Source organism: Alcanivorax sp., assembly GCF_051117345.1.
GTDB lineage: Bacteria > Pseudomonadota > Gammaproteobacteria > Pseudomonadales > Alcanivoracaceae > Alcanivorax.
Window position 1 is genome coordinate 1 of the sequence record NZ_JBNPEC010000081.1, and the last position, 12847, is coordinate 12847.

Consider the following 12847-nt stretch of genomic DNA (forward strand, 5'->3'; position numbering starts at 1 on the left):
GATCATGCCCTGCCTTTCCGTAGGAGCGTCGCTCGCGGCGCGATAACCCAAACCAGGGTCAAAAGCCTTTTCACCACAGAGGGCACAGAGTACACAGAGAAAAATATCTTTCCTCAGTGATCTCTGCGCCCTCTGTGGTAAATCCGTCTTTTAAGATTTTGGGTTATCGCGCCGCGGGCGACGCTCCTGCGGGGCGTTTAAACCGCTTCGCGCAACTGCTTGGCCGCATCCACCATGTTGGCCAGGGCGCCGCGGGTTTCTTCCCATTTGCGGGTTTTCAGGCCGCAGTCCGGGTTGACCCACAGCCGTTCCCTGGGCAGTCGCTCGGCGGCTTTTTCCATCAGTTTCACCATCCAGTCCACGTCCGGTTCATTGGGGGAGTGGATGTCGTACACGCCCGGGCCAATGTCGTTGGGGTACTGGAAATCCCGGAAGGCATCCAGCAGTTCCATGTTGGAGCGGGACGTTTCGATGGTGATCACGTCTGCATCCAGGGCGGCGATGGCCTCGATGATGTCGTTGAACTCCGAGTAGCACATATGGGTGTGGATCTGGGTATCGTCGGCCACGCCGACGGTGGCCAGGCGGAAGCAGTCCACCGCCCAGTCCAGGTACTGGCCCCAATCGGCCTGGCGCAGCGGCAGGCCTTCGCGCAGGGCGGGTTCGTCGATCTGGATTACCCTGATGCCGGCGGCTTCCAGGTCCTGTACCTCATCGCGCAGGGCCAGGGCGATCTGGCGGCAGGTGTCGGCACGGGGTTGATCATCGCGTACGAAGGACCACTGCAGGATGGTCACCGGGCCGGTGAGCATACCTTTGACCGGTTTGTCGGTGAGTGACTGGGCGTACCTCGCCCACTCCACAGTCATGGCCGCGGGGCGCTGTACGTCACCGAAGATGATCGGCGGTTTTACACAGCGCGAGCCATAGCTTTGCACCCAGCCGAAGCGGGTAAAGACAAAGCCGTCCAGCAGTTCACCGAAATACTCCACCATGTCATTGCGCTCGGCTTCGCCGTGCACCAGCACATCCAGTTCCACCTCTTCCTGATAGCGGATGCAGCGAGCGATTTCCTGCTTCATCTGCTGGGTGTAGTTGGCGTCGTCCAGGCGGCCGGTTTTCCAGTCGCGGCGGGCCGCACGGATTTCCCGGGTCTGTGGGAAAGAGCCGATGGTGGTGGTGGGGAAGGCGGGCAGTTGCAGCGCCTGTTGCTGTTTGGCAATGCGCTCGGCAAAAGGGCTGTGACGGTCGCGGGATACCTGACCGGCGTCAGCCAGCCGCTTGCCCACCACCGGGTTATGGATACGATTGGACAGCGCTCTGGCCTGCAGGGCGTCGCCTTGGGCCTGTAGGCCCGCATTGACGCTGCTGTCGCCGTCCAGGGCGCCGCCCAGTAGCGCGAGCTCCTGCAGCTTTTGTTTGGCGAAGCTCAGCCAGCTTTTCAATTCGCTATCCAGCTTGTCTTCCTGGTCCAGATCCACCGGGCTATGCAGCAGGGAACAAGAGGGCGCCAGCCACAGGCGATCACCCAGTTCGTTGCGCAGGGAAATCAGCGCATCCAGGGCTGCATCCAGATCGGTGCGCCAGATATTGCGACCATTGATGTAGCCCAGCGACAGCACCTTGTCGCCGAGCCGTGGCACTACCTGACCGAGATCATCGTTGCCGCGCACCCGGTCCAGATGCAGGCCATCCACGGGCAGTTCCAGAGCGGTGAAGAGATTGTTTTCCAGGCCACCGAAGTAGGTGGCCAGCAGCAGCTTGCAGGTGCAGGCAGCGGCGAGCTGGTCGTACACGCGCAGGTAGCTGCGCTGCCAGCTATCGGGCAGGTCCAGTACCAGGATCGGTTCATCGATCTGCACCCATTCCACGCCTTGATCCGCGAAGCGCTGAAGGATCTGGCGGTACACGGGAATCAGGTTGTCCAGCAGGGCCAGCTTGCTGCTGTCGTCGGCGCCGTCAAAGCTGTCGCCCTTGCTCAGGTACAGATAGGTGAGTGGGCCGGGGATCACCGGCTTCGGGGCGTGGCCCTGGGCTTTGGCGTCTTCCACCTGCTCGAACAGGCTTTCCCGGGCAATGCGGAAGGTCTGATCCGCCGCCAGTTCCGGCACAATGTAGTGGTAGTTGGTATCAAACCACTTGGTCATTTCACAGGCCGCTGCCGGCGTGCCGCTGGGGGCCCGGCCACGGGCCATGCGGAACAGGGTGTCCAGGCTTACCGGTTGGTCGTTGTCTTGCTGGAAGCGGTTTGGCACCACGCCCAGCAGGCAGGAAAATTCCAGAATCTGGTCGTACCAGGCGAAATCGCCCACCGGCACCAGATCCAGGCCGGCATCGGCCTGCAGCGCCCAGTGTCGCTCACGCAGACTCTTGCCCACGTGTTCCAGTTCGGTCTGTTGCAGATCGCCGGCCCAGTAGGCTTCCTGTGCCTGTTTCAGTTCCCGGCGGGCGCCGATACGGGGAAATCCCAGGTTGTGCAGGGTGGTCATGATGAAATCCTTGGTTTGCTTGTACGCAACAGGTCTGCGCGCGGAGACACCGAAATGGGCCTGCGGCAGATATCGATGGGGCTATTGTGTGCGCGATGCAACTTGAGGCAAAATCAAATAACTAATTTTATATATGAGGTTTTCTCATGTTGGAGGTCCGGCATCTGACCACCCTGTTGGCCATTGAAGAGGCGGGCTCGTTGATGGAAGCGGCGGAGCGACTGCACGTGACGCAGTCTGCCCTGTCTCACCAGCTCAAGGATCTGGAGGGGCGCCTGGGGGTGGAACTGTTGGTGCGCCGTACCCGACCGGTGCGTTTCACCACCGCCGGATTGCGGGTGCTGACTCTGGCGCGGGAGGTGTTGCCGCGGGTACAGCAGACCGAGCGGGAAGTGAAGCGGCTTGCCGCCGGGCAGACCGGGCGCCTGCATATCGCCATCGAATGCCACTCCTGCTTCCAGTGGCTGATGCCGGCCCTGGATGCGTTCCGCGAACACTGGCCGGAGGTGGAGATGGATCTATCTGCGGCGTTCAGTTTTGCGCCCTTACCGGCGCTGGTGCGTGGTGATCTGGACATGGTGATCACCTCTGACCCGGTGGACAACGAAGCGGTGAAATACCTGCCCCTGTTTCGCTATGAACTGGTGCTGGCGGTATCACGGCAGTCGCCCCTGGCGGCAAGCAAGTGGATTGAACCGGAAGACATTGCCGACCAGACCCTGATTACCTACCCGGTGGAACGGGAACGGCTGGATGTGTTCACCGCCTTTCTCAACCCGGCCAACGCGGAACCCGCTGCCATCCGCACTGCCGAACTGACCCCCATGACCGCGCAACTGGTGGCAGCCGGCCGGGGCGTGGCGGCGCTACCGAACTGGGCACTCACCGAATACACCGAGCACGATCTGCTGAAAACCGTGCGGCTGGGAGAAAAAGGCGTGTGGCGAACGCTTTATGCGGCCGTGCGGGCGGAGGACGATCACACGCCTTACATGCAGGAATTCTGGGAAACCGCCAAGGAATTATGCTTCAAGACCTTGAGTGGGGTGAGAGCGGTTAAAGGCAGTTAATAGTTAACAGTGAATAGTTAATAGCGAAAACATAAAACCGCATGATCGAGGGCACAGCCTGCTTTATGTGGGAAGCGATGCTTGCATCGCTTCCCACAGTAGAAAAGACGTTTTTTAGAGGTTCCTCAGACGGTAAGGTCTACAAGAAGCTTGGTCTTTACATGGCTTCCCCGCACCCAGGCATTTTCTTTGAACTGGCGGTGCCGTGCGTCTACCGGGTTATCGGAATCTTCCATGACTTGTTGCGATTTTTCGATGGAATCTGCCCGCATATAGCAAAGCAGATAGTCCTTGCCGGCCAGTGTCAGTGAGAACCAGGACTCTATACTGACGCCTTCGGCGCGAAGGCTTTCCAGTGCCTGTTCGCGATGGGCTTCGATAAAGACTGTCCAGTCTTTTACCTCTTCGTCGCTGTTCGGTTTCAGCTCGATCAGGCCGGCAATAACGTCCATGCTTTTCTCAATATACTGTCAGGATTACTGATTCTGCGTTTGCTGATTCTGACCTGCAAGTGGCAGTGCTTTCAGTTGTGCGATAGACAGAATCAACGTTGCGGCTAGTAGTAGCAACGACATGGGCTGCAGAAACTCCGTATGCCCGGCCAGAAAAAAGCCGCTGTGAATCGCCACCGTTAGTAGCCCCAGGCCAGCCAGGAATTGGTGGCAGCGTCGTTGATGCGGGCTTTGGGTGGCGACTTGCAGGAAGGCCAGTAATACCAGGGCGATGATGGGCAGGTTCAATATCAGGTTGAGCTGATTGCCACCGGGTAAATGGAAGAGATTCCACTCGTGCCAGTAGGCGGCATCGATCTGATGGGTGAACAGGACGGTGCTGTTCAGCAGGAAAAGGGTTTGAGGCAGGTCGGGTTTCATGGCATGTCTCCGGTATTATTGCCATGAAACCCGTTATGGCGGGGTAATACCATTACCTCTCAGGTAAGGGTTTATTCGCCGTCGCGAAACTGTACCTGCAGGCCTGCCAGGAAATTGCGCAGGATCTGGTCTTTGCATTCCCGGTAATGCTTGTGGCCGGGCTTGCGGAAGAAGGCGCTCAGTTCGTGTTTGCTCATGCGGAAGTTGGCCAGCTCCAGCACGGCCAGCACATCCTCGGCCTGCAGGTTCAGCGCGATTTTCAGCTTCATGAAAATCATGTTGTTGGTCAGGCGGGACTCGGGCTCCGGTTGCGGGCCCGGCTTTTTGCCGCGCAGGGCATTGATCAGGCCATTGAGGAAAATCGCCAGGGTGCGATCGTTGCACTTCTGGAAGGCCGGATCGTCATCTTTTTTCAGCCAGTCGCTGATCTGTTCCCGGGTCACGGTTTCGCCGGCTTCGGCGAACACGCCAATCATGCGGTTATCGTCGAAATCGAAGATATAGCGAGCGCGGCGCAGAACGTCATTATTGAGCATGGAAAACCTGTATCAGCGGGAGGGGCATGGCCGCCATGTTACAGGGAACCGGTAACCGGGACACGCCCCTTGTGCTCTGGGGCTAGGGACTGAAAACTTTCAGCCCGATAATGCCGGCCAGAATCAGGCCCAGGCACAGCAGGCGAGGGGCGTTGACGGCATCCTGGAACAGTAGAATCCCCAGCAGCACAGTGCCGATGGTGCCCATGCCGGTCCACACCGCGTAGGTGGTGCCCACAGGCAGGGTCTGCATGGCTTTGGCCAATAGCCAGAAGCTGGCGGTCATGCCGATGATAGTTAACAGGGAAGGAAGTGGGCGGGTGAAGCCGTGGCTTGCTTTCAGCCCCAGTGCCCATCCGGATTCGAGTATGCCGGCGAGTATAACCAATACCCATGCCATGAGAAGCTCCTGCATGGGGTAGTCCCCGAGCGGGTGCCAGGGTCGAGGTCGTCCTTGGGCACGTCATTGGTGATTGTAGCAAATGGGCGTGGGCAAAGAGGTAAAAATTCCCGCGAGCGGTTAACTGGCGACGACCTTGGCGATCCATTTTTTGGTGGGCGTCTGGAACAGGCGCTGGCTGTCGCTTTGGCATTTTTTCAGCAGGCGCTTTTCCCGTCCGTGGATGGCGTCCAGGGTATGGACCAGGTCCTTCTGTTTCTCGATGGCGTGGCTGTGCGCCAGCACATGTTCGCGCAGCATGTGCAGGTCATGCAGTTTGCCCAGGGTCTTGCCCAGGCGTGCCAGGTCCGCATCGTGGTACGGTGTGTGGATATGCTGATCTGCCAGGGCCTGCTGCTGATAGAGCAGATACTTCACCCATTTGCGCAGGTCATGCCAGGGCTGCGGATCGCTGCCGCCCTGGGCCTTGATGGTGCGATTGCGGCACTGCTTGTAGGTGCGCGCCAGGCCACTGACCAGCAGTTCGTGGTCACTGACGCTCAGGGCCAGTGACTGCCAGCGCTGTTGATCCCGGGTGAAGGCGGCGATGGCGTCTTGATGGTGGCTGGTTTCCGGTTGTGGGTCCGGGTCGCTGAACAGCGTGCTTGCCACCCGGCTGAGGGAGTGGCGCTGGGGTTTGTCGGCCTTGCTGGCCAGTGTTTGCAGGGTGGCGGCCATCACATGGGTGTCACGGGCACCGGCCAGGGCCTGGGCCGCTTCACGGATGGTGTGGTCACAGGCTCTGTGATCGTCACGGCTCAGCCAGGGCCGCAGCAGCTGCCACTGGGCCCGTAGCCGTTTCACCGCCACCCGGCAGTCGTGCACAGCATTGGCGGGCAAGGGCTGATGCTGCAGATCCGTCAGTGCTTGCTCATTAATGCGGGTGGCCTGTTGGCAAAGCCGTTCAACCAGCGAGTGTTCGTCCATGATTCCCTCCGTCCTCCGCCAGAGTGTCCCGGTTGATTATGACCCCGTCGTGATGACCTGCGGCAATCCGGGGATTCACTCAGTGTCGCGTTAACGGTTCTCTTCCACCCAGTAGAGTTGTTTGTGACCCAGGGATTCGTAATGCGTCCGGGCTTTTTCTGCCGCCTGGCGGGTCGGGTAGTCAGCCACTCTGGCCCTGATGCCGTTATCGTCCTGACGCCAGAGGGAAAAGCGGTGCTCAGTCATCGGCCCACTGGTTGAAGGGCGTGCTGCTCAGGGCGCTGTTGTAATAGCGGGCATCCCCGGTGACTTCTTCGCCCAGCCAGTCGGGTTTGTCGAAGGGGGTGTCTTCACTGGGTAGTTCTATTTCCGCGACGATCAGGCCATCGTTATCACCATGGAATACATCAATTTCCCAGCACAGTTCGCCCTGGGGCAGGCGGTAGCGGGTCTTGTCGATGACGCCGGCGTTGCACAGCTCATCCAGCATTTGCCGGGCGTCTTCCTCAGGCACCGGGTATTCGAATTCACTACGGGTGGCGCCCACGGTTTTACCCTTGATGGTCAGCCAGCCGCTGGTGCCGGCAATGCGAACGCGAACGGTGGCGTTCTTGTCGTGACTCAGGTAGCCCTGCGTCAGCCGTTCGCCGGGCAGTGAATCCACAATGCGTGGGTCCCTGATGAGAAACTTGCGCTCAATTTCCTGTGCCATGGTCGAGTCCCAGTTGATCGAAGGTGATGGCAAGGCCCAGCGCTTCGTAGCCGTCGAGAATCTCGGCGGGCAGGTAGAACGCCGGGTCGTCCATCACGAAGTAGTGTGACACGCCGATGCCGAAACGGTAGTCCGGTTCCAGGGCCTGTAGCTGCGGGGCCAGCCGCTTTAGCTTGTAGAACAGTTTTTCGAAATGGTCCCGGTGGCTGGCGGTGTGGTCCAGCTGGCTGGACAATATCCAGCGGTTTTCCCGGCGGCGGGCGTCGGGGAAGGCGTCGCTATAGGTTTCCCCTTCGTGCCAGTAGTCGTCGGCACTTTGCCCCAGCAGTAGATCCAGTTGCCGGGGATCGTGGTCAAAGCCGAAAACCGCAAAATAGACGTGGTGTTCCATGGATCACTGTTCCGGTTGCAGGTCGCGGTTGCGTTGCAGCTCGTCCACCGGAAAACCCTTGCTCTCGGCCAGTTGCAGCAAAGCTTGATATTGATCATCCGGCAGTGTTGGGGTGCGTGCCAGAATCCACAGGTATTCCCGGCTCGGCTCGCCGATCACTACGGTCTGGTAGTTCTTGTCCAGGGCAATGATCCAGTAATTGCCCTCGGTGATGGTGGGCAACAGCCTGGATATCCAGCTGTCGAAACGCACCTTGAGTTTGGCATTGTCTGAGCCGGAGACCACCCGGGCGGTGCCTTGCGCCTCGCTGGGTTCCTTGCCCTCTCGCTGGCAACGGTTGACCACGCGTACGGTGCCGTCCTCATTGAGGGAGTAGGTGGCGGTGGAATTGTAGCAACCGCGCTGAAACCACTGGGGCAGGCGGGCGATTTCATACCAGGTGCCGCTGTAGCGTTGCAGGTCCACCTGGTCGACGGTGGCCAGAGGCTTGTCCGCGCCGCAGGCGCTGAGCAGGCCGGCAAGCAGCAGGGTGAAAAATCCCGGTATCAGGCGCATGGAGACTTCCTCTTCTTGGATAGAGTGACAGGCTAGCCTGAATCAAGCCTGACATGAATGGGCATGCTATACTGCCGCGCTGTTCCATGGAGGCAATTTTGTCCGATTCATCCACCAGACTGGAGCTTGTGCAACTGGGCTGCGAGCGCGACGATCGCATGCTGTTCAGTGGCCTGAGCCTGACCGCCCGCGCCGGGGAAATCTGGCAGATTACCGGTGCCAATGGCGCCGGCAAGACCACCCTGTTGCGGATTCTGGTGGGGCTGCATGGTTTCTTTGAGGGCGAGCGACGCTGGTGGCAGCCCCAGTGGCAGCAGGACCTGTTGTATCTGGGGCACCAGCCCGGTGTCCGTGAAGAACTCAATCCGCTGGAAAACCTGCGCTATGCCTGCGCGCTCAATCATCAGGCCGGCGACCCCATGGCGGCCCTGGCGGCGGTGGGGTTGCGGGGCTTCGAGGATGTGCCGGCAGCACACCTGTCCGCGGGGCAGAAACGGCGCGTTGCCCTGGCGCGGTTGTGGCTGGAGCGCAAAGCGGTGTGGGTGTTGGACGAGCCCTACACGGCCATCGACCAGGACGGCGTGGCGCAACTGGACGCGCAGATGCAGCAGGCCGCCGAGGCCGGCTCCCTGGTGATCTATACCTCCCACCACCGGGTTGGCGAGGGCGTGCAGCGTCTACATCTGGAGAATGGCCGTGCCGAGGTGCTGTCATGAATGCCTTTCGTGCGGCGCTGGGTCGGGAATTGTTGGTGCTGTGGCGTAGCCCGGCGGAGATTATCAATCCGCTGTTTTTCTTCGTCATGGTGATCAGCCTGTTTCCGCTGGCGATTTCGCCGAAGCCGGAGTTGCTGGCCACGGTGGCGCCTGGAGTGCTCTGGGTGGCGGCCCTGTTGGCGGTGATGCTGTCGCTGGATGGTCTGTTCCGCCGGGATCAGGAAAGCGGTGTGCTGGACATGCTGCTGACCGCGCCGGTGATGCCGGTGGTGCCGGTGTTGGCCAAATTGCTGGCCCACTGGTTGCTGACCGGTCTGCCGCTGGTGCTGATTTCGCCGCTGCTGGGGCACATGCTGCAACTGCCGGATGCGGCCCTGGGGACAGTGATGCTGAGCTTGCTGCTGGGCACCCCGGCGCTGACCATTGTCGGTGCCATTGGCGCGGCGCTCACGGTGGGACTCAACCGAGGTGGTATCCTGCTCGCCGTGCTGGTGCTGCCGCTGTATATCCCGGTGCTGATCTTTGGCGCCGGGGCGGTGAGTGCGGCAGCCGGTGGCGCCAATGTGGATGGCATTCTGGCGATTCTGGGTGCCTTGCTGGCATTAACGATCAGTCTGGGACCGCTGGCAGTAAGTGCCGGTCTCAAAATCAGTTCAGGGAATTAAATGGTCTGGCAAACATTGAAGCGGTGGTACCACATGCTGGGTTCGCCGCGTTATTTCTACACCTTCAGCTCCCGGGTGCTGCCCTGGCTGACGCCCATTACCGTGCTGACGCTGGCGGCCGGCCTGGTCTGGGGGCTGGCGTTTGCCCCCAGCGATTATCAGCAGGGCAACAGCTACCGGATCATCTTTATACATGTGCCCGCATCCAGCGGGGCGCTGATGGGCTATATGGCCCTGGGTGTGTCCGGCCTGGTAGCGGTGGTCTGGCGAATGAAGATGGCGGAAGTGATGCTCAAGGCCATCGCTCCCTTTGGTGCAGCGTTGGCGGCCATTTCCCTGGTGACCGGTGCCCTGTGGGGCAAGCCCACCTGGGGTACCTACTGGCAGTGGGACGCGCGTATGACCTCCATGCTGATCCTGCTGTTCATGTATGTGGGAGTGATTGCCTTGCAGGCGGTCATCCGTGACCCTCGCCAGGCCGCCCGGGCCGCCGGCCTGCTGGCCATGGTGGGGGTGATCAATGTGGTGATCGTGAAGTATTCCGTGGAGTGGGTGCAGACCCTGCATCAGGGTTCCACCCTGAAGATGTTCGGGGAATCCACCATCGATCCGGCCATGAAGTATCCGCTGCTGCTGAGCATGCTGGGAGTGTGGCTGCTGTATGCGGTCAATGTGCTGCTGCGTGCCCGTACTGAGGTCATGTGGCGGGAACGGCGCAGCAAGTGGGTGAACAAACTGGTGAAGGAGGGCAGCCGCTGATGGCTTTTGACAGCTTTGCCGATTTTCTGGCCATGGGAAAACACGGGTTTTATGTCTGGAGCGCCTATGGAGTCAGCGCGCTTCTGATTATCGCCAATATGGCGTTGGCGATTCGCGCCCAGGGACAGGTGCGTCAACGTCTGGCACGGCAACAGCGCCGTGACTCTCTGGGAGATTCTGAACAATGAACGCGGTACGCAAACAGCGACTGATCCTGGTGGTGTCGATTCTGGTGGGTCTGGCCATCGCCTGCGGGCTGATGTTTTACGCCCTGCGCCAGAACATCAACCTGTTCTTTACCCCCCAGCAGGTAATGGCCGGCGAGGCGCCCCTGGATACGCAGATGCGCGTGGGCGGCCTGGTGGAAGTGGGCAGTGTGGTTCGCGACCAGCAGACCCTGGACGTGCAGTTCGTGCTCACCGACGGCAAGGGCAGCTTTACTGTGCATTACCAGGGCATCCTGCCGGACCTGTTCCGCGAAGGGCAGGGCATCGTGGCCAATGGCACTTTGATCAGCCCGAACCGTTTTGAAGCCGAGGAAGTGCTGGCCAAGCACGATGAAACCTACATGCCGCCGGAAGTGCAGGATGCTTTGGAAAAGGCGGGGCATCCGGGGGCGCAAAAAGACAGTGAATAATTAATAGTTAAGAATTAATAACGTCGCGTGCTAGCGCGTTGTGATCTTCACCAAAGGAAGCCGCGTCCAGACCCTGGGCGCGGCTTCTTTGGTTTCCGGGCCTGGGAGCCTGTTTCGCGACGTTATTAATTATTCATTATTAACTATTCATTGCCCCTCAGATTTTCCTTGCTACCCCTCCCTCTCTGGCCCTACATTCGCGGTTATCGGTGCCATGTCCGGCGCCTCGGAATTCAGGGCATTTCATGAGTCAGGTCATTATTCTGGTCGACGACCCCGCAGATTGGGCCGCCTACTATCCCGCCCGCCATCTGCTCTCTGCCCGGGAGTATCTGCAGGCGCAGCAATCGGTCTGTACCGACAAGAAAGTGCAGGTGATCAACCTGTGCCGCAGCTATAAATACCTGAGCCCCGGTTACTACTGCTCCCTGCTCGCGGAAGCCCGTGGGCAGCGGGTGTTGCCGTCTGTGCGTACGGTGAACGATCTGAGCCGCAAGGCGCTCTACGGCCTGCATTTCGGCCAGTTCGAGGCGGCGCTGGACAAGGCCATGAAACGCAAGGGCAGTGGCAGTGATCATTTCTCGCTGATGCTGTACTTCGGTCACACCCCCCAGGAAGGCCTGGCCGATCTTGGCCGGCAGATTTTTGACCAATTGCCCTGTCCGTTGCTGAAGGTGGATTTTCGTCGCCGTGAGCAGTGGACCATCGAGGCGTTGAAGCCGTTGGCCCTGAAGCAGCTGAAAGGCGCGGAAGAAGATGCCTTTGCCCAGTCCCTGGAGCAGTTCAATGCCCGCGTCTGGCGCAACCCGCGCCGCCGCCGTAGTGATCGCTACGAGCTGGCCATGCTGGTCAACGAGGAAGAGGCGCTGCCGCCCAGTGACAAGATGGCGCTGAAACGGTTTATCCGTGCCGGTCGCCAACTGGGTATTCGTGTGGACCAGATCGGTCGTGATGCCTATACCCGCCTGGGGGAATACGACGGCCTGTTTATCCGCGAGACCACGGCGCTGGATCACCATACCTATCAGTTCGCCCGCAAGGCGGAGCAGGAGGGCATGGTGGTGATGGATGACCCGGGCTCGATCCTGCGCTGCACCAACAAGATCTATCTGGCGGAGCTGATGCAGGCTAACGGAGTGCCGGTGCCGCCCACCGCCTTTGTCTTCAGTGATGACGATGAACAGATCGACCAGCTGATCGAGGAACTCAAACTGCCCATGGTGCTGAAGATTCCCGACGGCAGTTTTTCCCGTGGCATCAGCAAGGTGAAGACTCGCGAAGAGCTGGCCGCCAGCCTGCGTGATTACCTGAAACAGTCGTCGGTGGTGCTGGCCCAGGCCTTTATGTACACGGATTACGACTGGCGCATCGGCGTGCTCAATAACCGCCCGCTGTTTGCCTGTCAGTACTTCATGAGTAAAGGACATTGGCAGATTTACCACCACCAGAGCGGCGGCAAGACCGAAACCGGCAACAGCCGTACCTTGCCGGTGCAGGAAGTCCCGCCCAAGGTGTTAAAGGCGGCGCTCAAGGCGGCTCGGTTGATGGGTAACGGCCTCTACGGCGTTGATCTGAAGCAGTCCGGTGACCAGGTGGTGGTGATCGAGGTGAACGACAACCCGAACATCGATGCCGGGGTGGAAGATGCCTGGCTGGGTGAAGATCTCTACCGCCAGGTGATGCTGGAATTCCTGCGTCGCATGGAAGCCAAGCGCATCGGCCTGCCGATCTAACGCCACCCTTTCCGTAGGAGCGTCGCTTGTGGCGCGATTCGGGTATTGGCGAGGAGTAATGTAGGAGCACCTCTTGAGGTGCGAACCGAGCGTAGCGAGGCAACAGAAATCCAGGCCGTCCGGGATTCTTTCTGGAACCTGTCGAGAACTGATATTCCTGATCGCCCTGCGGGCGATTTCCGCGCAAGCGCGGTTCGCGCCTCGAGAGGCGTTATTCGCTTCGCTCACCCTTCGGGCCGCACGGAACTACGTGCGTTACTCCGCTACGCTCCGTTCCTACAGGGGGCGCTATTGAACGGCTTGGCTCATTTCTCGCAACATTCTGGCGTTGCCTTTCGCCACCTCG

The 12847-nt window shown here is 60.0% G+C and carries 17 protein-coding genes; 7 read left to right on the forward strand and 10 right to left on the reverse strand.

Features of this window, described 5'->3' with window-relative positions; genetic code table 11:
- Positions 1-197 precede the first annotated feature (197 nt).
- Positions 198-2489: a 5-methyltetrahydropteroyltriglutamate--homocysteine S-methyltransferase gene (gene metE / locus ACFE0K_RS05225; protein ID WP_434535056.1), complete on the reverse strand. Its 2292-nt coding sequence runs from the start codon at positions 2487-2489 to the stop codon at positions 198-200.
- 146 nt (positions 2490-2635) lie between these two features.
- Between metE and ACFE0K_RS05230 the strand changes: the two genes are divergently transcribed.
- Positions 2636-3559: a LysR substrate-binding domain-containing protein gene (locus ACFE0K_RS05230; RefSeq protein ID WP_434535057.1), complete on the forward strand. Its 924-nt coding sequence runs from the start codon at positions 2636-2638 to the stop codon at positions 3557-3559.
- 125 nt (positions 3560-3684) lie between these two features.
- Here ACFE0K_RS05230 and ACFE0K_RS05235 read toward each other — a convergent pair whose 3' ends face one another.
- The 9 genes from ACFE0K_RS05235 to ACFE0K_RS05275 all read right to left on the reverse strand — a co-directional run bounded on the left by ACFE0K_RS05235 (position 3685) and on the right by ACFE0K_RS05275 (position 7991).
- Complete coding sequence (locus tag ACFE0K_RS05235) at positions 3685-4011, reverse strand: DUF6176 family protein (RefSeq protein ID WP_434535058.1); 327 nt, start codon at positions 4009-4011, stop codon at positions 3685-3687.
- Between the two features lie 24 nt (positions 4012-4035).
- A complete protein-coding gene (locus tag ACFE0K_RS05240) occupies positions 4036-4431 on the reverse strand; it encodes a DUF6713 family protein (RefSeq protein WP_434535059.1) in 396 nt (131 codons plus the stop codon).
- A 71-nt stretch (positions 4432-4502) separates the two neighbouring features.
- The gene (locus tag ACFE0K_RS05245) at positions 4503-4967 is read right to left on the reverse strand and encodes a DUF1456 family protein (RefSeq protein WP_035246765.1); all 465 of its coding nucleotides are present in this window, start codon (positions 4965-4967) and stop codon (positions 4503-4505) included.
- 82 nt (positions 4968-5049) lie between these two features.
- Positions 5050-5367, reverse strand: coding sequence for a DMT family transporter (locus ACFE0K_RS05250; RefSeq protein WP_434535060.1), 318 nt, complete (start codon positions 5365-5367; stop codon positions 5050-5052).
- A 120-nt stretch (positions 5368-5487) separates the two neighbouring features.
- Positions 5488-6333, reverse strand: a complete 846-nt coding sequence (locus ACFE0K_RS05255; RefSeq protein WP_434535061.1) for a CHAD domain-containing protein — start codon at positions 6331-6333, stop codon at positions 5488-5490.
- Positions 6334-6423: 90 nt separating this feature from the next.
- Positions 6424-6579 (reverse strand): hypothetical protein, encoded by a 156-nt coding sequence (locus ACFE0K_RS05260; protein WP_434535062.1) that lies wholly within the window; start codon positions 6577-6579, stop codon positions 6424-6426.
- Positions 6572-7045: a CYTH domain-containing protein gene (locus ACFE0K_RS05265; RefSeq protein WP_434535063.1), complete on the reverse strand. Its 474-nt coding sequence runs from the start codon at positions 7043-7045 to the stop codon at positions 6572-6574. Before ACFE0K_RS05265 ends, ACFE0K_RS05260 begins: the two co-directional genes overlap by 8 nt.
- Positions 7029-7436, reverse strand: a complete 408-nt coding sequence (locus tag ACFE0K_RS05270; protein WP_434535064.1) for a DUF4279 domain-containing protein — start codon at positions 7434-7436, stop codon at positions 7029-7031. Before ACFE0K_RS05270 ends, ACFE0K_RS05265 begins: the two co-directional genes overlap by 17 nt.
- A 3-nt stretch (positions 7437-7439) precedes the next feature.
- On the reverse strand, positions 7440-7991 hold the full coding sequence (locus ACFE0K_RS05275; protein ID WP_434535065.1) for a lipocalin family protein: 552 nt from the start codon (positions 7989-7991) through the stop codon (positions 7440-7442).
- Positions 7992-8077: 86 nt separating this feature from the next.
- Between ACFE0K_RS05275 and ccmA the strand changes: the two genes are divergently transcribed.
- The 6 genes from ccmA (at position 8078) to ACFE0K_RS05305 (ending at position 12501) form a co-directional block, all read left to right on the forward strand.
- The gene (gene ccmA, locus ACFE0K_RS05280) at positions 8078-8707 is read left to right on the forward strand and encodes a cytochrome c biogenesis heme-transporting ATPase CcmA (RefSeq protein WP_434535066.1); all 630 of its coding nucleotides are present in this window, start codon (positions 8078-8080) and stop codon (positions 8705-8707) included.
- Entirely contained in the window at positions 8704-9372 is a 669-nt protein-coding gene (gene ccmB / locus ACFE0K_RS05285; RefSeq protein WP_035246779.1) for a heme exporter protein CcmB, read from the forward strand. The genes ccmA and ccmB overlap by 4 nt, the downstream gene beginning before the upstream one ends.
- Entirely contained in the window at positions 9373-10131 is a 759-nt protein-coding gene (gene ccmC, locus ACFE0K_RS05290) for a heme ABC transporter permease CcmC (RefSeq protein ID WP_434535067.1), read from the forward strand.
- Positions 10131-10319 (forward strand): heme exporter protein CcmD, encoded by a 189-nt coding sequence (gene ccmD / locus ACFE0K_RS05295; RefSeq protein ID WP_303761309.1) that lies wholly within the window; start codon positions 10131-10133, stop codon positions 10317-10319. Before ccmC ends, ccmD begins: the two co-directional genes overlap by 1 nt.
- On the forward strand, positions 10316-10768 hold the full coding sequence (ccmE, locus tag ACFE0K_RS05300) for a cytochrome c maturation protein CcmE (RefSeq protein ID WP_434535068.1): 453 nt from the start codon (positions 10316-10318) through the stop codon (positions 10766-10768). Before ccmD ends, ccmE begins: the two co-directional genes overlap by 4 nt.
- Positions 10769-11013: 245 nt before the next feature.
- Positions 11014-12501, forward strand: a complete 1488-nt coding sequence (locus tag ACFE0K_RS05305) for a RimK family protein (protein WP_434535069.1) — start codon at positions 11014-11016, stop codon at positions 12499-12501.
- Positions 12502-12847: the final 346 nt, after the last annotated feature.